This is a genomic window from Candidatus Poriferisocius sp., assembly GCF_965208355.1.
GTDB lineage: Bacteria > Actinomycetota > Acidimicrobiia > Acidimicrobiales > Bin134 > Poriferisocius.
This window is the reverse complement of the sequence record NZ_CBDBOM010000003.1, coordinates 1,832,509-1,852,856: the sequence shown is the minus strand read 5'-3', so window position 1 is coordinate 1,852,856 and position 20,348 is coordinate 1,832,509. Positions and strand designations below refer to the sequence as shown.

Below are 20,348 nucleotides of genomic sequence, written 5' to 3'. Positions count from 1 at the left end.
GAGACCCAGTGCGAGTTGATGGGAATATGGTCGGTGCGACCGGTGATAGATGGATGGATCCGTTCCTAGCGGCGAATCAACTGGCTTTAAGACGTCTTGGCTTGACTCCGAATGTGCGAAGCGACGGGGGGCTTCACCTGGAGCTTCATCCGTCAGGAAGCATAGGTGCAGTCCCGTTGGTTGCACCGGCTACTCGGCGAGTAGCAGCCGGTGTGCTCGTCTCCCCGCGCTTTAGATGGAGCGCGCTGGGCGATGTCATGGCGGCTGTCGGCTTCTCTGTATCTCCAACACTCGGCGGTGATGTGCTGGTGCCAGGCTCGGTTCGACAAGTTCCGTCGTGGTTGATCGCTGGCCCGGTGTTACGCCGAATCGATGGATTGCTGCGTCATCGCCGCTCGTCCTTCATCGAGCAGACCGAAAATCGGCGTTCCCCTCGAGGTCAGGTTCGCTGGGGGGAATGGTCACGTAAGCACCTCCCAATCGGTCAGTGGACGACGCTGCCATGTCGATATTCCGATCTGGCCGACGATCCGAATCTCATGTCCGCAGTACGTTGGACCCTGGGTCGTCTCGATGATGATTTGGCTTTAGAGGTTGGAGTTGGGCCCGCCGCCACCCTTCGGACCCAGATCGGCCAGATGCAATTGGAGGTTGGTGAGGGACCAAGCATCCGGCCGACTACAGAGGTGTCCCTTCCCCTAGATGTGTGGGTGGCAAATGCGGTAGAAGCCATGGGTTGGGTAGCTGAAGAGCGTGGCCTTGGAGGAGCGAGAGCGCTCGACGGGCTCTCATGGGATCTGGAGGTGGCGAATCTTTGGGAGGAGTGGGTCCGCGTCTTTGCTCGGGAATTTGCACCCCGTATTGGGCTGGTATCACCGTCGCACCGTGAAGTGCGTCGCCCGCTCCGGTGGAAGGGATCGGCAAGTAGCATGGGATCGCTGGCGCCTGATGTTGGGCTTTTTGCATCTGATCGAACCATTTGGATTGATGCAAAATACAAGGCGCACCTGACTTTGCTCGGGCGTCACGGCTGGTCAGGCATCAGCGAGCATGTTCGGGAAACGCACCGAGCAGACTTACACCAAGCACTGGCCTACGCAGCACTTGCCGATGTCAACACAGTCGACACTGTGCTGGTGTACCCGAGCCTAAGGGCTACCGATGTTCCAAGTCCTCATGCAGTTGCAACAGTGGTTTCTGGGCAGCGAAGAGTACGGCTGGTTCTTGCCGCACTGCCGTTTGGATTCCGGACGCCATCTCAGCGAGACGAGGCGATGTCCGATTGGCGGGATTTGCTGTCTGCTTAGAGGACCGCTGAGTAGTATCGATTGGGTCAGAACCTGAAAGTAATCCTATATAGCCCCTGTAGCGCTTTATATGTAGGCTTGTGGGTGTGAAGACGATCTCCATCACGATCCCCATTGAACTTGATCACCGGGCGGCCGCGGAGGCTCGGCGTCGGGGCATTTCCAAGTCAGAGTTGATTCGCATGGGATTGGCAGAGGTCCTCCCCGAGCCAATGGCCGAAGTCGACGCATCAAGTTCCACGGCGGACTACTTCCGGGAGCGTGCTGGATTCGCCCAACAGGGCAGGCGGGAAGAGCCCAGCGAAGTCGACCGCGTGGTGTACAAGCTGTGAAATTCGCCGACACCAGTTGGTGGGTGGCGTGGGCCGTGTCAGACGATCCTCGGCATCATGATGCCGAGGCAATGCTCTCCCAAGTCGGTGATGCCGAACAGTTGCTCACGACCAATTTTATCATGGGGGAGGCGTGGACTTTCTTGCGAAGCCGCCATGGCCATCAGGTTGCGGTGCCTTTTCTTGATGAGATTGAGCTCGCTCAGATGAACAGCAAACTCGTTGTCCATCAGGTGAGCCCGGAACAGGAGTTCCGTGCTTGGACTTGGCTGCGCCGCCATGACGAGAGGGCCTACTCCTTTGTCGATTCGACGAGCTTCATAGTCATGCGAGACCGCCGGCTAAGGGAAGCACTGGCATTTGATCAGGATTTCGCCGCCGCCGGCTTCATTGAACTGCGCCCCTGACAGCGTTCACAATTTGACTCCGGTCAGGTGATCTCGATGTCGTCCCACTCGACGTCGGTGCATAGGCGGTGGTACTCCGGGCCGTACCAGGGGGCGCTCATCTGAAGTCGGTTGTGGGTGGAGTTGACGTAGTAGTTGTTGCCCGGAGACCCGATCTCGTGCATGAGCAGGAGCTTGGAGGCCTCCTTGTCCAGCGCCTCGTTGTAGCGCTCGTAGGCGTCCATCGTGACTTCAACGCTGGTCTTGCCCTCTTCGAGCATCCGAACGATCAGCTGGGCCGCGTAGCCCGACCACACCTGATACCAGATGGGAAGACCGGTGCCGCCCGACAAGGGCTGGGAGTTGGGACCGTACAGCATGAACATATTGGGGAATTTCGGCACCATCATGCTGATGTAGGCCCGGGGGCCGTCTTTGGACCAAAAGTCGTGCACATTGAGGCCGTCTCGGCCGATGTAGTCGGCTGGATACAAGAACTGGACGATCTCGAAGCCGATGGCGGTGATAACGGCATCCACCTCGTGGAGAGTTCCATCGGCGGTCTCGATGCCTTCAGCGGTGAACCGGGCGATCGGTTCGGTGATCAGCTCGACATTGTCGCGGGTTAGGGACCGGTACCAGCCGTTGTCTACCACGGGGCGCCGGGAGAAGGGGGCATAGTCGGGTATGAGACGATCCACGAGGTCTGGGTCGTTGTCGGTCTGCTCGTGGATGTAGTTGGTGAGGAACGAGCGCAGCTGGTCGTTCACCTCGTTCCAATAGCCGCCGGCGGCCTGCCACTCCTCATCGGGAATCAGCTGGTCGTGGGTCTTGAACAGCGCCGCGATGGCCATGTAGCGCCACCAGTTCCAATAGCCCGGGAAGTTGTCGAGCAGCCAGCGCACTTCGGGCTCGATGGGCTGTCCGTACTTGGGCCGAGGGCTGATCCACTGCTTGGACCGCTGGAACACGTACACCTGCTCGGCCTCTTCGGCGACGGGGGACAGGAGCTGCACTCCGGTCGAGCCGTTGCCGATGACGGCGATCCGGTCGCCGCGGTAGTCGTAGTCCTCTGGCCATTGGGACGGATGGATCACCCGGCCGGGGAAGTCCTCCAGGCCTTCGAAATTGGGGGTCCTTTGGTTGGCGAAGGCGCCGACTGCGTTGATCACCACGTTGGCCTCAATGGTCTCGATGCCGTCGGGGGCGTCGGCTTCGAGCACCCATACGTCGCGGTCCTCGTCGAAGGCGGCCCGCTTCAGGTCGTGGTCGAAACGGGTGTTGTCATACATGCCGTACTTGCGCGAGATGTGGAGCAGGTATTCCCGCACGAACTGGCCCTTCCCGAAGTATTCGGGCCACGGGTAGTTCTTCTCGAAGGCGAACTCGTAGGTGATCGAGATGGTGTCCACCCGGATGTCGGGGTAGCGGTGCCGGCTCCAGGTGCCGCCCGGCTCGGATCGGCGCTCGAGGATGACGTAGGGGATTCCCAGCAGCTCCATCTGAATGCCAGCGGCTAGGCCGCTGAATCCGCTGCCGATGATCGCCACCTGGAATCCCTCGGGAAGCTCGGGCTTGCCGTTGGTCCAGTCGACTGTCCAGGGGAAGGGCTTGAAGGCCATCAGCTCGCGCCGCGACTCGAATTCCAGGTCACCCATGTTCTCTTGGGTGGCCAGGTCCATCAGTTGGCGGAGGCGGGGTTGCGGCGGTTCCTCGGGCATTCCCGGTCCGGCGTTCTCCTCCAGCCAGGCCACCGTCTTGGCAACCAGAAGCTCGCGCTGGTCGTCGTCGAGCTCCAGCATTCTCGGCAGTGCCGCTATCTCGGGATCGTCGGTGTGCTGGAACAGCGCCACTCGCACCGCATCCAAGTCGGCCAATTCCACTGCCCTGCGCATGAAGTCCGAATCCATGCCGGAAATTGTTGCAGAGCGGAGTGGGATTTCTTTAGTCCACAGGTGGGAGGTTTATCCCAGAGTCTCGGAGAACAAGGTTGTGTACACCTCGCGGGTTTCCGCAGTCGACAGGCCCGCGCCCAGGTACAGGTTGTCGATGTGTATCTCCCAGTGAAGGTGAGGGTCGGTGTAGAAGTCCCCGTTGGCGGCCGCATGGGTGCCGCGATTGCCGATCTCGCCCACTCGCTGTCCCGCTTGGATCTTCTGACCGACCCGGATATCAGGATCGACATTGTGGAGATGGGCGTAGACCGTCACCACGTGGCCGAGGAATGGGAAGTCACCGTGGTCGATCACCACATAGTTGCCGTAGAGCGTCAACAGGGTGAAGGGGGGAGTGGCTTGCAACCGTTCCGCGATGCCGAGCAGCTCATCTCGGTCGTCGGAATCGGGGTCTTGGTAGTTGCCTACGGCGAGGACCACCCGCCCGTCAAGGGCGGCCACCGCAGAGCGCCCCAGCGTGAAGCACTGGAAGTCCACCCCCTGATGGATGCCGGATCGGTAGGCCCGGGGGGCGTTGGGCAACAGATCGGGATTGGAGAGCGGGGACGCGCAGTCGCTGGGAGGAGTCGTGAGGGGCGCCAGACCCTCTGCGACCGCCAAGGCCTCTTCATATGTCGGTGGCGTCCGGTCCAAAACGACCACGACCGGCGTGGGAGAGGGATCAGGGAACTCTGGATCTGGGTCAGCGTCATCTGATGGGTTGTCGGCGGTCGATTCTTGATTCGATTCCGACGGGCCAGAAGCCGCTTCGGGATCATCCGGCGAGTCGCCTGATGCACTGGATGACGATTCATCACCGGTCTCCGGTTCGTCAGGGGGCGTTGAGGAGTCGGTCTCGGCGGACCCTCCAGAAGATGTCGCCGGGGCATCGTCTGCACTATCCGACCACCAGATTTGCGATATCAGGATTCCGACCGCGAAGGCCGCGGCCAGGCCGACAATCGACAGGAGCACTCGGGCCGATTTGAGACTTCGCAACCCCTTGGCAGTCCATCTGGCGAACCATCGGAGGGAAGCGACTAGGCCATCTCCGATGCCTTTGAGGCTCCTGGCGCCGCGTTTCCCCAGCCAGCGGAAGGGCGCGGCCAATCTATTCCCGATGCCGGTGAATCTCATGGAGTCCCATTTCCCCAACCATGCGAATCACGAGACTACACGGGTGTCGGGTGGGTCTGTGGGGCAGTCGAACGGGTAGAATTGCCCGCTGTGACCATCGCGCTTGTGGTTATCGACGTGGTTTCGGCCTTGGGGCTGCTGCTTCTGGTGCTGCTGCACAGCGGCCGGGGCGGCGGCCTCTCAGACATGTTCGGCGGCGGCTTCGGCACGCAGGCCGCCGGTTCGACGGTCATTGAGAAGAACCTCGACCGCCTCACCATCGTGGCTGCGCTGATCTTCTCCTTCTCCACCCTGGCTCTGGCCCTGCTGCTGGACTCCAGCTAGCCGCTGGCCGCTGGCCGCCGGTTTGGACTTCTCGCTTACTCCCGAGTTGCTGGCCCTGCGCGACCGGGCGCGAGCCGTGGCTGCCGACGGGGTGGCTCGATTCGGACGGCACAACGACTCGTGGATCAACGGCTACTCCAAGGAGTTCGCTCGGATCATGGCCGCCGAGGGCTGGATCGGCATGGGGTGGCCGACCGAGTACGGGGGAAGGGCCAGGCCGCCTATCGAGCGGCTGATCGTGGCCGAGGAGATGATCAGCGCGGGGGCCCCGGTAGCGGCCATGTGGTTCGCAGACCGTCAGATGGGCCCAACGCTGATCGCCTACGGCACCGAGCATCAAAAGGCCGAGCTTCTGCCCAAGATGTTGTCGGGAGAGTCCACCTGGTGCATAGGCATGAGCGAGCCCGACGCCGGCTCGGATTTGGCCTCGATCTCCACGCGGGCGGTGAGGGACAGGGACCACTTCGTGATTGACGGCCAAAAGATCTGGACCAGTTTCGGGCATGTGGCTGACTACTGCTATCTGATCTGCCGCACCAGCGACGAGGGGCCGCCCCATCGGGGGGTCAGCGAGATCATTGTGCCCATGAACACCCCGGGCATCGAAGTGCGGCCGATAACGGACATGATCGCCAACCGGCACTTCTGTGAGATCTACTTCACCGAGGTCCGGGTGCCGGCTGCCAACCTGGTGGGGGCCGAGGGCGATGCCTTCAAGCAGACCATGGTGCAACTGGCCCACGAGCGCGGTGGCATCGACCGACTGGTGTCCAACCGGGCGCTGTTCGTGCATGCCAGATCGCTGGCCAACTGGGATGATCCGCGGGTCCGCCAACAAATCGCCCAACTGGAGACCGAATATCGGGTGGGCCGATTGCTGGTGTATCGAGAGGTCCTTGGCCAGGCCCCGGCCGGTTTCAGCGCGGCCACCAAAGCCTTCTGCACCGAGCATGAGCAGCGGGTAGCCCAATTTGCCGCTGCCTCCCTCGGGTCGGCAGCCCTCCTCGACGACCAGTGGACCAGGGGAATCTGCTACGCCGCCTCGTACACCATCGCCGGAGGCACCTCCAACGTCATGCGCAACATCCTGGGCGAACGCGTGCTCGGGCTGCCCAGAGAACCCCGTTAAACGAGTTGCCTTCTCGGGCACGGGTAATCTGGCGCAGTGCTCCAGCGGATCAAGCGGCGACCGATCCTCTGGTCGGTGGTGGGGATTGTCCTCGTCTTGGTCGTATTGCTGGCCATCGGGCTTTGGTGGTGGCTGAGGGACGATGCTCCGGCCAGAGTTGACCTTGGTGCCGCGGTTTCTACGCTGGAAGATGATGTGGTCGAGGCAACCGCGACTCCCTCTGCGGCTCCCACGGCAATTCCAATCACTCCTGATGTGGTCGCCGAACCCACCACGGCCCCAACTCCGGCCGCGGCGCAGACCGCGGCTGAGCCTGAGGCCCAGCCCGCCGAGGGGGTCGCCGCCGAGGGGGTGGAAGGTGAATGGGTCATCAACACGTCCGCCGCCGAATTCGACTACGACGAGTCATCCGGCACATTTGTCGGCTTCCGCGTCGAAGAGGAGTTGGCCAGCATCGGCTCTACAACCGCTGTGGGCCGCACCCCGTTAGTTGGCGGATCGCTCACCATTGATGGCGAAACGGTGACCTCGGTGACGGTCGAGGCCGATATGACCGGCATCATCACCGATGACAGCCGCCGTGATCGCGCCATCCAATCAGCGCTCAGCACCGGCAGTTTCCCCATGGCGATCTTCACACTCACCGAGCCCATCGATCTGGGCGACGACCCTGGCTCTGGCCCCATCACAACGACGGCGATTGGCGAGCTCACCGTGAAGGACATCACCCGCACCGTTGAGATCGCGCTGGAGGCCCAGTTGGTGGATGACACCGTCGTTGTCGTCGGGTCCGCCGAAGTGGTGTTCGCCGACTACGAGGTAACCGTCCCCCGAGTCCCCATCGTGTTGTCGGCCGAAGACCACGGCACCGTCGAACTCCAACTCTTCTTCACCCGGGCTCCCTAAGCCGCGCCTAACTGGGGCGAAACCAGGAAAACGATCCGGTCTCGCGGCGGTGGATTTGGAAGACTCGGGGCGTGTTTCGAGTCACTCAGTTTTCAGACATGCATTTCTGTACCGAGCCGGAAGGAGAGCCACGCAACACCGACGAATCTTGGGATGCGGTGTTCTCCGACGCGTTCGATTCAGGCCAGCCGCTGCCCGACCTGGTGGTGATCACCGGGGACATCGCCCACAACGGCACCGAGGCCGAGTACGAGAAGGTGGCCGAGAAACTGTCCCGCCTCCCCGTCGATGCGGTGGTGTGTCCCGGAAATCACGACCGGCAGGCGCCCTTCGATGCCATATTGCCTAGGCCGGGCATCAGCAGCGGGCGCACTCTTCGGGTCGGGTCGTGGCTGTTCCTCTTCGCCGACTCCAACGCGGACGGGCGGGATCAGCGCCCGGATGGCTCGCTGGTGGACCGGGAGGACCGGACCCACGCGCACGGCCGTTTCGGGGATGCCGAAGTGGCATGGATTGCCGAGACCATTGAGCGCAGCGACGCGGATCACGCCTTTGTGTGGACCCACCACCCCCCGGGAGCCTTCGGTTTCTTCTACAAAGAGGACCATGACGCGGAATTCGCTCGACTGATCGACATGGCCCCCAAGATCCGCGGGGTGGGAGCTGGCCACACGCACACCAACACAACCCTGGAGTGTGCGGGACGGCCTGTACACCAGTGCCCATCGCTGTCGGTCAACCTCGACTTCGACGAGTACACCACGCTTCCGCCGGGATACCGCACCTACGAGTTCTTTGATGACGGGACGGTTGCCAGCGAAGCTCACCTGGTGGGGGAGGAGCAGTGGCCGAGCTTCTCCCTGACCGAAGTCACCCGGCGCATGCTCCGAGGTGAGATCAGCTACGAGGAGATGAAGGCCGAACTGGCCGCTGAGAGAGCCTGACTGCGACGTTGGGTCGGGCCGACCCGTGTCCTGAATATTTCTTAGATCAGAATTCCCAAAATGTTGGAATTAGTCCAGAATATTTGCTAGGGTCCCTGTATGGGATCCAGCGATACTCCCTCCACCGCTGATCTGCTGCGGCAGAACGGCTTGCAAGTCACTGCTCAGCGGATTGCCGTCATCCGTGCCGTTTCGGCCTGTCCTCACGGTACCGTTGAGGATGTGGCCGAGGCGGTCCACAACGACATCGGCGCCATCTCCCGCCAGGCGGTTTATGACGCGCTGGGAATGCTTGCCGACAAGGGCCTGATACGTCGGATCCAGCCCGCGGGATCGCCGGCTCGCTACGAAGACCGAGTAGGCGACAACCACCACCACCTGATCTGCCGCAGCTGCAATCGGATGGTCGACGTGGACTGCGCGGTGGGCTACACCCCGTGCCTGAACGCCTCCGACGACCTGGGATTCGAGATCGACGAGGCGGAGGTCATCTATTGGGGTCGCTGCCCCGAGTGCTTCGCAGCCAGTCCAGAACCGGCCGCCCAATGAACCGATCAACCACCAAACATCAACACAAAGGAGAGTCCAATGACTGAGAACGCAAGCCAGTGCCCGTTTTCGGGGGCCAATACCGCCAAGGGCACCTCAGCCACCGAGCAGTGGTGGCCCGAACAGCTGAACCTGAAGATCCTGCACCAGCACTCACCCGAGGCCGACCCGATGGGGGAGAGCTTCGACTACGCCACCGAGTTCGAGTCGCTCGACCTGGCTGCCGTGAAGCAGGACATCGCCGACGTCCTGGTTGACTCCAAGGAATGGTGGCCCGCCGACTACGGCCACTACGGACCGCTGATGATCCGCCTCACCTGGCACGCCGCCGGCACCTACCGAATCGGCGACGGCCGCGGCGGCGGTGGCACCGGAGCCCAGCGGTTCGCTCCGCTGAACAGCTGGCCCGACAACGCCAGCCTGGACAAGGCCCGCCGGCTGTTGTGGCCCGTCAAGCAGAAGTACGGCCGCAAGCTCTCGTGGGCCGACCTGTTGATCCTCGCCGGCAACGTCGCTCTGGAATCGATGGGCCTTGAGACCTTCGGCTTCGGAGGGGGCCGCCCCGACATCTGGGCGCCCGAGGAAGACGTGTACTGGGGCTCGGAGAACGAGTGGCTGGGCGATGAGCGCTACACCGGCGAGAGAGAGCTGGAGACCCCGCTGGGGGCGGTGCAGATGGGTCTCATCTATGTCAATCCCGAGGGCCCTAACGCCAATCCCGACCCCATCGCCGCGGGAATCGACATCCGGGAGACGTTCGGCCGCATGGCCATGGACGATGAGGAAACCGTGGCCCTGATCGCCGGCGGACACACTTTCGGCAAGGCCCACGGTGCCGCCCCCGACACCTACGTCGGAGCCGACCCCGAGGGCGCCAGCCTCGAGGAACAGGGCCTGGGCTGGAGGAACACCTTTGGCTCTGGGGTGGGCGGTGACGCAATCACTAGTGGCCTCGAGGGCGCGTGGACCAACGATCCCGCCACGTGGGACAACGGCTTTTTCGACAATCTGTTCGGTTACGAGTGGGAGCTGACCCAGAGCCCCGCCGGTGCGCACCAGTGGCGTCCGACCGACCGGGCCGCCGACGACACCGTGCCCGACGCCCATGATCCAGCAAAGCGGGTGGCGCCGATGATGCTGACGACGGACTTGGCGCTGCGGTTCGATCCCATCTACGAGCCGATCTCCCGCCGTTTCCATGAGAACCCCGACGAGTTGGCCGACGCCTTCGCCCGGGCCTGGTTCAAGCTCACCCACCGCGACATGGGCCCAGTAGCCCGCTACCTCGGACCTGAGGTACCCGATGAGGAGCTGATCTGGCAGGATCCGGTGCCCGCCCCCCAAGGCGAGCCCATCGGGCCCGATGACATCGCCGACCTCAAGGCTCGGATCCTGGGATCGGGCCTGTCGGTGTCCCAACTGGTGGCAACGGCATGGGCCTCGGCCTCCACGTTCAGAGGCACTGACATGCGAGGCGGTGCCAACGGCGCTCGCATTCGGCTCGCACCCCAGGACGGCTGGGAGGTCAACGTCCAGTCAGGAGTGGGCGAGGTGTTGGCTGCTTTGGAACAAGTACAGGCCGACTTCAACGCCCAAGGGGGCAGTCAGGTTTCGCTGGCCGATGTGATCGTGTTGGGCGGATGTGCCGCGGTGGAGAGAGCGGCCCGCGACGCCAGCCACGACCTTGCGGTCTCGTTCTCACCGGGACGCACCGACGCCACTGCCGAGCAGACCGACGTCGAGAGCTTCGGCGTGCTCGAGCCAACCGCTGATGGCTTTCGCAACTACCTGGCCGACTTCCACAAGCGGCCCGCTGAGGAGCTGCTGGTGGACAAGGCGTTCTTGCTCAACCTGACCGCCCCGGAGATGACCGTGCTGGTCGGCGGCATGAGAGCGCTCGACGCCAACGTCGGCCGATCCCAACACGGTGTGCTCACCGACCGGCCCGGCGCCTTGACCAGTGACTTCTTCACCAACCTCCTCACCATGGACACCGAGTGGCAGGCGTCAGTCGACCAGTCCGGGGTGTACGAGGGCCGCGACCGGGACACCGGGGAGCTCCGCTGGACGGCGACCGCCGCCGATCTGGTGTTCGGCTCCAACTCCCAGCTTCGGGCCATCGCCGAGGTCTACGGCTGCGATGACGGCGAGGAGAAGTTCGTCCAAGACTTCGCGGCCGCCTGGGCCAAGGTAATGAACCTGGACCGGTTCGACCTGGCCTGAGGACGGCGCTGGCCGGCCGGTCAGCGGGATCCCCCTCTCCCGCTGACCGGCAGCTAGCCCGTTGTCGGGAGGCTTGGTAGCCAGTTCGAACGCGGAGAGTGGGTGTCCCTAGAACCCGTTGGTAGGCAGCGGGTCGATGACCAGCTCGACTACCGCGGGCCGGTCTTCGGCGATCATTTCCCGGACTGCGCTGCGGAGGCCGTCGTTGTCGACAACCCGAGTAGCGGCGCAGCCGAACGACTCGGCGTACTTGACCAGGTCGGGATTGTGCAGCTCGGTTCCGAGGAGCCGTCCGCCGTAGTTGAGCTCTTGGTCCAGGCGGGTGTTGCCGTAACCGTTGTCGTTGACCACGATGTGCACGGTTGGGATGTCGCATTGGATAGCGGTGGCCAACTCGTTGCTGGCGAACAGGAAGCCGCCGTCGCCGTTGATCGACACCACCGGACGCTCAGGGGCGGCCACTTTGGCGCCGAGGGCCATGTTCATGGCGAAGCCGAGAGTGCCCATGTACGACGACGTGAGGTACGACCTGGGACGGGCGATCGGCAGGTACATGTGGCACATGTAGCCCACCATGGTGGCGTCGACCGCCAAGATCGCATCGACGGGCAAGCCGTCTCGCAGGGCTTCGACGATGGCGGCCTGGGGTCCAGCGGCGCGATGGGCAGTGTCGACTTGCTGGCGAGCCTCGCGCCACTCCGCTGAGCGGTCAGCTCGCGGATCGCTGCACTGGCGCAGCGCGTCGAGCAGGTCGGCCGCGCCGACTTCGGCATCGCCCACCAAGGGGACTTCGGGAGAGGTGAACCGGCCGATCTCGGCGGGATCGACGTCAAGATGGATCAGTCGGTGGCGGTCGCCCAGCCCCACGCCTTGGAGGCGGGTACCCACCGCCAGCACAACGTCGGCGTCGGCGATAACCGGTGCGAGGCGCTGGTGGACGAACAGGGTGCCGATCGCGGCGGGGTCGCGGCCGTCGATCACGCCCTTGCCCTCCCGAGTGGAGATGGTCGCCGCCTGGAGGTGATGTTGCAGCTCGCGGAGGACATGAGCCGCGCCGTGGGCCCCGCCGCCGACGACCAGCAGCGGGTGGTCGGCCTCGGCCAGCAGCAGGGCGGCCTGGGCTACGAGCTCTGGATCGGGCCGCCGAGGTTCGGGAGCGACGGGATCGATCAATGGCGCGCCCGTCGGCTCGCCCATGGTCTCAGGAGGGATTTCCAAGTGAGCAGGGCGAGGACGACCGCTGGTCATTGCGGCAAAGGCCCGTCTCACCGCGCCAGGAAGCTGGTCGGCGTCAGTGATCCGCTCAGCGTGCTTGGTGATCGGCCGAACAACGTCGAGCTGGTCATGCACCTCGTGGGGGAGGCTGTGGCCCTGGCCGATGGCGTCCCGGTTGATCTGCCCCGAGATCTGAAAGACCGGCGACGACGCGGCGTATGCCGTGGCCAGCCCCGACCCCGCGTTGTACACACCGGGGCCGGGCACGATGAGCGTCGTGCCGGGCCGCCCGCTCACCCGGGCGTATCCGTCGGCCATAAAGGCCGTGGCCTGCTCGTGGCGCACGGTTATGTAGCGAATCTTGTCGGCGCCGTGGTGGAGCGAGTCCAAGATGTGCATGAGTTGCACGCCGGGAATGCCGAATACCACCTCGACGCCCTCTCGCACCAGCTGCTCGACAACCGCCGATCCCCCCAAACGGGTCGAGACGGCATCGGATTGCGTGGTCATGGTGCCTCCACCCTTACCGTTTCCGCGATACCTGCCAATTCGTGCCGCGCCCTGCTTCTGGGAGTGTCGCCCGACAGGTGCTGGCAGTAATTTGAGTCCACCAAGCTGCCAAAGGAGCTCGCTGTGGAGTTGCGGAACAAGACCATTGTGGTGACGGGGCCGACGGGGATGGTGGGGCCACCGCTGTGCAAGTCGTTGGCCGCCGACAATCGGGTGATTGCGCTGGCCCGATTCTCTGACCCTGACGCTCGGGCTGATCTGGAGGCTGGGGGAGTGGAGTGCATCGCTGTTGATTTCGTGACCGCCGACTTCTCGGCGGTTCCCCGCGATGTGGACGTGGTGGTGAATCTGGCGGTGATCAAGACCGGCGACTGGAAGACGGACCTGGCGGTGTGCTCGGAGGCCACCGGGCATCTGATGAGCCACTTCCGCGACGCGGAGGCATTCCTTCATTGCTCATCGGGGGCGGTGTATCAGCCCAATGGGGGCCAGCCGTTCACCGAGGACAGCCCCCATGGCAATCACCACGCCCACATGATGCCCACCTATTCGATCTGCAAGATCGCCGGCGAGTCAGTAGCCCGCTTCGGGGCCCAGGAGTTCGATCTGCCGACGGTGATCGCCCGGCTCAACGTGCCCTACGGCGACACCGCCGGTTGGCCGCTGTTCCACCTGCTGATGATGCGAGCGGGCATGGACATCGAGGTGCATACCGATGGTGCCCGCTACAACCTCATTCATGATGAGGACATCGCCGCTGACCTGCCCGTTTTGCTGGATCTGGCATCGGTTCCAGCCACCACCTTGAACTGGGCCAGCCCAGGGCTGGTATCGGTTGCCGACTGGTGCGCGTACATGGCCGAACTAGACGGTTGCGGCCCACCCAAAATCGTGGAGGCCGATAACGCCATTCCCAGCACGGTGATGGACACCAGCCGCATGGAGGCCCTGCGTCCCGACCGCCTGGTGGGCTGGCAAGACGGCATCCGCCGCCTAGTTGAGAACCATCCCGCCTGACCGCTATCTCGTAGAGCCAACAAGCCCCGGCGCGATAGGGTGCCCTCTGCGCCGGAATGCGGCGTCCACGTCGGAGTGGCGGAATTGGCAGACGCGCTAGCTTGAGGGGCTAGTGCCCAATACGGGCGTGGGGGTTCAAGTCCCCCCTCCGACACCACCACTAACCCATGGTGCGACCGAGAGTTGGGCGCCTCTCGGTCGCCATCGTCGGGCGGCGGCGCCTCGGGTTCGTCCTTCCGGCTTGCCTGGCGCTCTTTGGCAGATCGAGGTCAGCTTTGTTGGCTGCTGGGTAGGAGGTAGATCCAGGTGTTTCGATCCTCGCCGGAGGCCTCGAGGGCGCCGGCGGCCCCCGCATGATGGCCCCGGTCTGCGTCTGTTGGTAGAACCACGATTCGAGCTGGCGGGCTGCTGGAACGTGGTCGGTGAGAGCGAGTCCGGCTTCCTCGTAGTAGGCACGGACGTCTTGGCCGGCGGCGCGTACGGTGTCGGCATTGAAGCCGGCGGCTGGAGTCAATCGTCCATCCACCCGAACGTGGTCCCTTCGCCGAGTGATGGAAAGGCGACCGGCCGGCGTTCGAGGAAGCTGGCAATACCCTCGCCGACATCGCTGCCAGCGTGCGATTCGGTCATCAGCTCTTCGGCATTGGCTAGCGCCTCGTGTGCGGTCATGTCGACCTCGGTGTTGAGCTGGTGTTTGATCGTGGCCATCGATGCCGGCGACACGTTCACCGCGAGGTTGGTGGCATAGGTCATGACCGTGTCCATCAGTTCGTCCGACGCAACCACCCGATTCACCAGTCCGAGCTCTTCGGCCTCATCGCTGCGCAGGACGCGAGCGGACAGCAATAGGTCGGCAGCAACCGCCCGACCCACGATCTGGTTCAGCAACCAGGCCACCCCGTACTCGGCGATCAGGCCGCGTCGAGCGAAAGCGGTAGTGAACTTCGCCCCCGCCACGGTGAACCGCAGATCGCACTGCAGTGCGTAGGCGAGGCCGGCCCCAGCGCAGGCACCGTTGATCGCTGCGATCATCGGCTTGGCGATGTCGAGCGGGGTTGTTCGAGCGATCGTTTCGTTCGGGAGCGGGTGGTCATCGGGTCCGGGACGATGCGCCAGGTCCGCGCCTGGGCAGAAGGCCCGCCCCTTGCCGGTGACGACGATCACCCGGACCTGCCGGTCCTCTTGCGCCTGGAGCAGCCGTTCGAAGTAAGCGACCTCCATGTTCCCGGTCATGCCGTTCATCGACTCTGGTCGGTTGAACGACAAGACGGCGACGCCGTCCGCCACGTCGTAGGTGCAGAGGTCGTCGCTCATCCCTGGGAACCTAGTCGCCGCCCCGTCGAGTTCCGAGTCCGTCAGTTCGTCGTCGCGAGCAGAGTCCAGCCGTTCCGCCCGGGAGGAACCGACGGAGGTGTCCTTGAATGGACTGCTCAAGCGTGACCTCGTCCATCCAGTTCGGCCCGAGTTACGAGATGGCAATCGGCTCAGAAGACGGTGTATCCGCCGTCGACGCAGACTTCCTGGCCGGTGTGGAAGGTCTGGCTTGGGTCGGCGAGGAAAGCGCCGACGGCTTGGAATTCGGAGGGATCGGCCCAGCGGCGGACCGGGGTGCGTTTGATGGTGGCATCCCGGAAGATGTCGCGGGCATAGGCGCGGGAGGCGAGCTCGGTGATGGTCCAGCCCGGCAGTAGGGAGTTGACCCGGATCCCGTGGCGGGCGAGGGCGACCGCCAGGGCACGGACGAGGCCGTTGAGCCCGGTTTTGGCCGTGCCGTAGGCTTCGTTGCCGGCAGCGCCGTGGATGGCTGATGTCGACGACACTGCGACGAGGCTGCCGCCGTCGCCTTGGTCGATCAGCACCTTGGCTGCCTCGCGGAGCGTCAGGAACACGCCGTCGAGGTTGGTGGCCATGACGGCCCGCCAGTCCTCGAGTGAGGTGTCGACGAAGGCGGTTCCGGGGCCGTTTCGTCCGGCGTTGGCGAATAGGCCGTCGATGCGGCCGAATGTCTCGCGGGACCGGGCCATCGTCTCGATCACTTGCGCTTCGTCGCTGATGTCGCACACGTAGGCCGCGGCCTCGCCGCCGAGGTCTTCGAGCGTGGCCACCGCATCGGCGTTCTTCTCCTCCCGCCGACCCCAGACGACCACCGATCCACCTGCCATGACGATGCCCTCCGCCATGCCCAGACCGATCCCGCCGTTGCCACCCGTGATCACGAAGACCCTTCCGCTTAGGTCGATCATCTACGCCTCCTCCGTGTGGCCGCCTTAGCGGGCATCACGCGTTCAGTTGAACAGATGTCGTTATCGTGTCTAGCATCTTCCCGTGGAGTTCGGAGAAGGAACGATCGGTCAGTCCTCCAGAGATTGGCAGTGCAATGGAGTGCCGCACCCTGTCCAACACAGCCGAAACACATTCCCGGTGCGGTGACATAGTCTTCGTTGATCTGCACCGCCCGATCCTGGAGAACGCGTGAAGAACCCGCCGTTTCACTATCACCGGCCCAATAGCGTGGACGAGGCCCTGGCGTTGCTCGCCGAGCACGGCGACGACGCCAAGGTCCTAGCGGGTGGTCAGAGCCTGCTGCCCACCTTGGCGCTCCGGCTCGGCCCACCGGAACATCTGATCGACATCGGCCGCCTGAGCGAGCTCGACTCTATCCTCGTCGACGGGGCCGCCGGCGTCGTGATCGGCGCGCTCGTCCGGCACGCCGTCGCCGAGGACTCCGCTGACATCGCCGACCACGCACCGATGGTGCACCAGGCGATGCCGCATGTCGGCCACCGCGCGATCCGGAACCGCGGCACTGTCGTCGGTAGCATCGCCCACGCCGACCCTGCGGCCGAGATGCCGGCGGTCGTCCTGGCAACCGGTGCCGAGATGACCGCTCGATCGTCGACAGGCGAGCGCTCGATCGGCGCGGACGAGTTCTTCGAGGGCTACCTCAGCACGTCACTACGCAGCGACGAGCTCCTCACCGAGGTGCGCTTCCCCGCATTGGCTCCTGGTACCGGCGGAACGGTCGTCGAGGTCAGCCGCCGCCATGGCGACTATGCGATGGTCGGGCTCGCATGCCGTGTGCAGGTGGATGACGGGACTTTCTCCGACGCCGCGCTCGCCTTCTTCGGCGTCGACAGCACTCCCGTTCGGGTCGGGGCGGCCGAGGCGGTCCTCATCGGTCAGGCCCCGACCGACGAAGCCTTCGTCGCGGCCGCCGAGGCGGTGCGGGCGACCCTTTCGCCCGGCGCGGATATCCACGCCAGTTCGAACTACCGCCGGCATGTCGCCGGCGTGCTCACCGAACGGGCGCTGTCGAGCGCCACGGAGCAGATCGGAGTCCCGGCATGAGCACCAGCATTCCCATGCACGAAACCATCGGCGTCGCGTTCACGGTCAACGGCATGAGCTTCTCGACCGATGTCGAGCCCCGGCGGAGCCTGAGCGACGTGATCCGCGAAGAGGCGGGCTTGACCGGCACCCACCTCGGCTGCGAACACGGCGTCTGTGGCGCCTGTACGATCCTGCTCGACGGAGAGCCGGTGCGCTCGTGCCTCATGTTGGCACCACAGGCCGAGGGCACCGAGATCACGACGATTGAGGGCCTGGCTGATGGCGACCAGCTCCATCCGATCCAGCAGGCCATGCACGAAGCCCACGGATTCCAGTGCGCCTTCTGCTCGCCGGGCTTCCTGATGAGCACCCTGGCGTTGCTCGAGCGCAACCCACATCCGACCAGAGACGAGATACGCCAGGAGTTGAGCGGCAACCTGTGTCGCTGCACGGGCTACGAAACGATCCTGAACGGCGTCGAGACCGCGGTCCGACTGATGAACGGAGGAAGCGGCGAGTGAGTACCACCGAGACCACCCAGACCTCGGGCCTCGGCTTCGTTGGCCAGAGCGTCACCCGCGTCGAGGACGATCGACTGCTGCGCGGCAACGGTCAGTACGTTGCCGACGTGGACCCGCCAGGAGTGCTCCACGCCGCGTTCCTTCGCAGCACGTTCCCCCATGCCCGCATCACCCGGCTCGACGTCAGCGCGGCACGGGCGGCGAACGGCGTCGTCGCCGTTTTCACGGGCGAGGACATGGAGGAGAAGACCCACCCGTTCCCGCCGTTCTTCATGCTGCCCAACCTGTACACGCCTCTGTATTGCGCATTGAGCTCTGAGAAGGTTCGGCACGTCGGCGATCCGATCGCACTCGTGGTCGCAGAGTCGCGCTATCTCGCCGAGGACGCACTCGAGCTGATCGAGGTCGACTACGAGCCCCTCGACGCGGTCGCGAACATTTCGCAGGCCTTCGAGACCGACCGCGAGCAGCTCTGGGACAAGGCCGACGGCAACGTGTTGTACGACGGCACACGCACCTACGGCGATGTCGATGCCGTTTTCGCCGGGGCCGACCGCATCGTCACCGAGCAGTTCTCGTGCCAACGCCAGTCCAACCAACCGATGGAGACGCGCGGAATCGTCATCGAGGTCGGCGATGGCGGATCGCTCACCGTCCACAGTGCAACCCAGGTGAGCCACGTCCTCCGCTGGATCCTGGCTGCGTTGACCGAGAAGGAACCGTTGCTCGACTCGGTCAAAGCGGTCTTCGCGCAGAAAAACCGGCGATCGGCGTTCGCCGCTGCCGCCAAGGAGTTCAGGGAAAAGAACAAGGAAACGCTGGACAAACAGGACAACACCGGCGCGAAACATCAGATAAAGCGCGATCGCAGCCTGATCAGCGTGATGCCTCGCATCGGCCTCGGCTTGCTCGGCAAGGAGCGCTACCCGACCGTCGTCGCCAAGGACATCGGCGGCGGCTTCGGCGCTAAGGGCGCAGTAACCCGCGAGGACGTCGCAGTGGCCGTCGCAGCGATCGATCTCGGACGTTCGGTGAAGTGGATCGAGGACCGCGTCGAGAATTTGACCGACGGCGGGCAGGCTCGCGAGGAAGACATAACGGTCTCGGTCGCGCTCGACAACGACGGGACGTTCCGCGGCCTCAAGGTCGACCTCGTCGTCGACCAGGGCGCCTACCCCGCCTTTCCCGTCGGGGCCGCGCTCTTCACCCAGATCATCCGGGTGATGGTACCGGGGGCCTACAGATGGGATGCCTTTGAGCAGCGTTCGCGAGTCGTCGCCACCAATAAGGGCAGGTACGTCGCGTACCGCGGGCCGTGGGCGAACGAGACGTGGGTGCGCGAACGCATCATCGATGTCGCCGCCAGAGCGCTCGGGCTGTCACCCACCGAGCTCCGCCTGAAGAACATGATCGGCGAGGACGACATGCCCACGGAGATGCTCACCGGCCCCACCATCGACGAGACGATGTCGACACGCAAGACCTTCGTGAAGGCCATCGAGCTGATGGGCCTTGATGAGGTCGAGCGCCAGCGAGCCGCCGCCGCTGCTGAGGGCCGCGCGTTGGGCATCGGCTTCGCGTGCTACCACGAGGCGGCGCCCGGACCGCCGAACTACAACGAGTTCATCAACCCCGGGACCAGTGCGCTGCTGGGCGAGACCGCCCGGACCGTGGTCGAGGCTGACGGATCAATCAAGGTTTTCACGCCGCAGATGCCCCACGGGCAGAGCCACGAGACCACGTACGCGCAGGTCGCCGCGACCGAGCTCGGCGTGAGCATCGAGGATGTCGAGGTTGTGTACGGAAATACCTCCAAAACACCCTTCGGGGTCGGCACCGGGGGCAGCCGGGGCGGCCCCATAGGTGGCGGAGCGGTACGCGGGTCGTCGCGCGAGGTCCGCCAGCAGGTCGTCGACAAGGCGGCGCGAATGCTCGAGGCTGCGGTCGACGACATCGAGATCGTCGATGGCAACATCCACGTTTCCGGTGTGTCGGCGCGAGGTCTGAGCTACGCCGATGTCGCTCGGGCAGCTGCGGGCGATGCAGCGGCCGCCGATGCGGAAGCGTTTCAAGCCCGCTGCGAATACGAGGGCAAGGGCGACGGCGGGTGGTCGTGCGCGACGCACGCGTGCATCGTCGAGGTCGATCTGCAGACGGGGCTGGTGGACATCCCGCGGTACATCGTCGTGGAGGACTGCGGCCCGGTCATCAACCCCGCGATCGTCGACGGCCAGGTCCGAGGTGGAGTCGCACAAGGAATCGGCGCCGTGCTGTACGAGTACTCAGCCTACGACGACCACGCGAACCTACAAGCGACCACGTACATGGACTACCTGATCCCGACCACGATGGAGATCCCTCACATCGAGGTCCATCACATCGAGACGCTGTCGCCCGGCGGCGAGAATGACTTCCGAGGCGTCGGTGAGGGCGGCATGATCGGTACGCCGGCGGCGCTCACGAACGCGATCGAAGACGCACTCGCCTCACGATGCGCCCGCGTGATCGATCAGTACCTGCCCCCCACCAAGATCCTCGAGCTCGCCGGAGTGATCGATCCCGATTGAGCCAAGCCGGGCCACCT

General features: G+C 64.4%; 17 protein-coding genes and 1 tRNA gene. 13 read left to right on the top strand and 5 right to left on the bottom strand.

What is annotated here, in order from left to right:
* The first annotated feature begins 1,393 nt into the window (after window positions 1-1,393).
* Window positions 1,394-1,639 carry a hypothetical protein gene (locus ACOGXH_RS09865; protein ID WP_419928934.1) on the top strand — a complete coding sequence of 82 codons (246 nt, stop codon included), beginning with the start codon at window positions 1,394-1,396 and terminating at the stop codon, window positions 1,637-1,639.
* Window positions 1,636-2,046 (top strand): type II toxin-antitoxin system VapC family toxin, encoded by a 411-nt coding sequence (locus ACOGXH_RS09860; RefSeq protein WP_419928933.1) that lies wholly within the window; start codon window positions 1,636-1,638, stop codon window positions 2,044-2,046. Before ACOGXH_RS09865 ends, ACOGXH_RS09860 begins: the two co-directional genes overlap by 4 nt.
* Window positions 2,047-2,069: 23 nt before the next feature.
* On the opposite strand, the gene ACOGXH_RS09855 is transcribed toward ACOGXH_RS09860, so the two are convergent.
* The gene (locus ACOGXH_RS09855) at window positions 2,070-3,935 is read right to left on the bottom strand and encodes a flavin-containing monooxygenase (protein WP_419928932.1); all 1,866 of its coding nucleotides are present in this window, start codon (window positions 3,933-3,935) and stop codon (window positions 2,070-2,072) included.
* Window positions 3,936-3,989: 54 nt separating this feature from the next.
* Entirely contained in the window at window positions 3,990-4,934 is a 945-nt protein-coding gene (locus ACOGXH_RS09850; protein WP_419928931.1) for a M23 family metallopeptidase, read from the bottom strand.
* A gap of 252 nt (window positions 4,935-5,186) precedes the next feature.
* On the opposite strand from ACOGXH_RS09850, the gene secG reads away from it, so the two are divergent.
* The 6 genes from secG to katG all read left to right on the top strand — a co-directional run bounded on the left by secG (window position 5,187) and on the right by katG (window position 11,171).
* Complete coding sequence (gene secG / locus ACOGXH_RS09845; protein WP_419928930.1) at window positions 5,187-5,420, top strand: preprotein translocase subunit SecG; 234 nt, start codon at window positions 5,187-5,189, stop codon at window positions 5,418-5,420.
* 22 nt (window positions 5,421-5,442) lie between these two features.
* On the top strand, window positions 5,443-6,549 hold the full coding sequence (locus ACOGXH_RS09840) for an acyl-CoA dehydrogenase family protein (RefSeq protein ID WP_419928929.1): 1,107 nt from the start codon (window positions 5,443-5,445) through the stop codon (window positions 6,547-6,549).
* 36 nt (window positions 6,550-6,585) lie between these two features.
* Entirely contained in the window at window positions 6,586-7,455 is an 870-nt protein-coding gene (locus tag ACOGXH_RS09835) for a YceI family protein (RefSeq protein WP_419928928.1), read from the top strand.
* Window positions 7,456-7,526: 71 nt separating this feature from the next.
* Window positions 7,527-8,399, top strand: a complete 873-nt coding sequence (locus ACOGXH_RS09830; RefSeq protein ID WP_419928927.1) for a metallophosphoesterase family protein — start codon at window positions 7,527-7,529, stop codon at window positions 8,397-8,399.
* A 99-nt stretch (window positions 8,400-8,498) separates the two neighbouring features.
* Entirely contained in the window at window positions 8,499-8,948 is a 450-nt protein-coding gene (locus ACOGXH_RS09825; protein WP_419928926.1) for a Fur family transcriptional regulator, read from the top strand.
* Window positions 8,949-8,987: 39 nt separating this feature from the next.
* Window positions 8,988-11,171 carry a catalase/peroxidase HPI gene (katG, locus tag ACOGXH_RS09820; protein WP_419928925.1) on the top strand — a complete coding sequence of 728 codons (2,184 nt, stop codon included), beginning with the start codon at window positions 8,988-8,990 and terminating at the stop codon, window positions 11,169-11,171.
* A gap of 108 nt (window positions 11,172-11,279) precedes the next feature.
* Here katG and ACOGXH_RS09815 read toward each other — a convergent pair whose 3' ends face one another.
* Window positions 11,280-12,896 carry a thiamine pyrophosphate-dependent enzyme gene (locus ACOGXH_RS09815; RefSeq protein WP_419928924.1) on the bottom strand — a complete coding sequence of 539 codons (1,617 nt, stop codon included), beginning with the start codon at window positions 12,894-12,896 and terminating at the stop codon, window positions 11,280-11,282.
* A gap of 123 nt (window positions 12,897-13,019) precedes the next feature.
* Here ACOGXH_RS09815 and ACOGXH_RS09810 point away from each other — a divergent pair, with 123 nt between their 5' ends.
* Both ACOGXH_RS09810 and ACOGXH_RS09805 read left to right on the top strand, forming a co-directional pair.
* Window positions 13,020-13,913: an NAD-dependent epimerase/dehydratase family protein gene (locus tag ACOGXH_RS09810; protein WP_419928923.1), complete on the top strand. Its 894-nt coding sequence runs from the start codon at window positions 13,020-13,022 to the stop codon at window positions 13,911-13,913.
* Window positions 13,914-13,982: 69 nt separating this feature from the next.
* Window positions 13,983-14,070, top strand: a tRNA-Leu gene (locus ACOGXH_RS09805).
* 353 nt (window positions 14,071-14,423) lie between these two features.
* Here ACOGXH_RS09805 and ACOGXH_RS09800 read toward each other — a convergent pair.
* A complete protein-coding gene (locus ACOGXH_RS09800; RefSeq protein WP_419928922.1) occupies window positions 14,424-15,227 on the bottom strand; it encodes an enoyl-CoA hydratase-related protein in 804 nt (267 codons plus the stop codon).
* A 170-nt stretch (window positions 15,228-15,397) separates the two neighbouring features.
* The gene (locus ACOGXH_RS09795; RefSeq protein ID WP_419928921.1) at window positions 15,398-16,156 is read right to left on the bottom strand and encodes an SDR family NAD(P)-dependent oxidoreductase; all 759 of its coding nucleotides are present in this window, start codon (window positions 16,154-16,156) and stop codon (window positions 15,398-15,400) included.
* Between the two features lie 229 nt (window positions 16,157-16,385).
* On the opposite strand from ACOGXH_RS09795, the gene ACOGXH_RS09790 reads away from it, so the two are divergent.
* From ACOGXH_RS09790 to ACOGXH_RS09780, 3 genes are read left to right on the top strand one after another with little or no spacing between them, the layout of a single operon-like run.
* A complete protein-coding gene (locus tag ACOGXH_RS09790) occupies window positions 16,386-17,261 on the top strand; it encodes an FAD binding domain-containing protein (protein ID WP_419928920.1) in 876 nt (291 codons plus the stop codon).
* Window positions 17,258-17,764 carry a (2Fe-2S)-binding protein gene (locus tag ACOGXH_RS09785; RefSeq protein ID WP_419928919.1) on the top strand — a complete coding sequence of 169 codons (507 nt, stop codon included), beginning with the start codon at window positions 17,258-17,260 and terminating at the stop codon, window positions 17,762-17,764. Before ACOGXH_RS09790 ends, ACOGXH_RS09785 begins: the two co-directional genes overlap by 4 nt.
* Window positions 17,761-20,331 carry a xanthine dehydrogenase family protein molybdopterin-binding subunit gene (locus ACOGXH_RS09780; RefSeq protein WP_419928918.1) on the top strand — a complete coding sequence of 857 codons (2,571 nt, stop codon included), beginning with the start codon at window positions 17,761-17,763 and terminating at the stop codon, window positions 20,329-20,331. The genes ACOGXH_RS09785 and ACOGXH_RS09780 overlap by 4 nt, the downstream gene beginning before the upstream one ends.
* Window positions 20,332-20,348: the final 17 nt, after the last annotated feature.

Coding starts and splice junctions, on each gene's coding strand:
- ACOGXH_RS09855 (WP_419928932.1), bottom strand. CDS start 3,935: ATGGATTCGGACTTCATGCGCAGGGCAGTGGAATTGGCCGACTTGGAT.
- ACOGXH_RS09825 (WP_419928926.1), top strand. CDS start 8,499: ATGGGATCCAGCGATACTCCCTCCACCGCTGATCTGCTGCGGCAGAAC.
- katG (WP_419928925.1), top strand. CDS start 8,988: ATGACTGAGAACGCAAGCCAGTGCCCGTTTTCGGGGGCCAATACCGCC.
- ACOGXH_RS09815 (WP_419928924.1), bottom strand. CDS start 12,896: ATGACCACGCAATCCGATGCCGTCTCGACCCGTTTGGGGGGATCGGCG.
- ACOGXH_RS09800 (WP_419928922.1), bottom strand. CDS start 15,227: ATGAGCGACGACCTCTGCACCTACGACGTGGCGGACGGCGTCGCCGTC.
- ACOGXH_RS09795 (WP_419928921.1), bottom strand. CDS start 16,156: ATGATCGACCTAAGCGGAAGGGTCTTCGTGATCACGGGTGGCAACGGC.
- ACOGXH_RS09785 (WP_419928919.1), top strand. CDS start 17,258: ATGAGCACCAGCATTCCCATGCACGAAACCATCGGCGTCGCGTTCACG.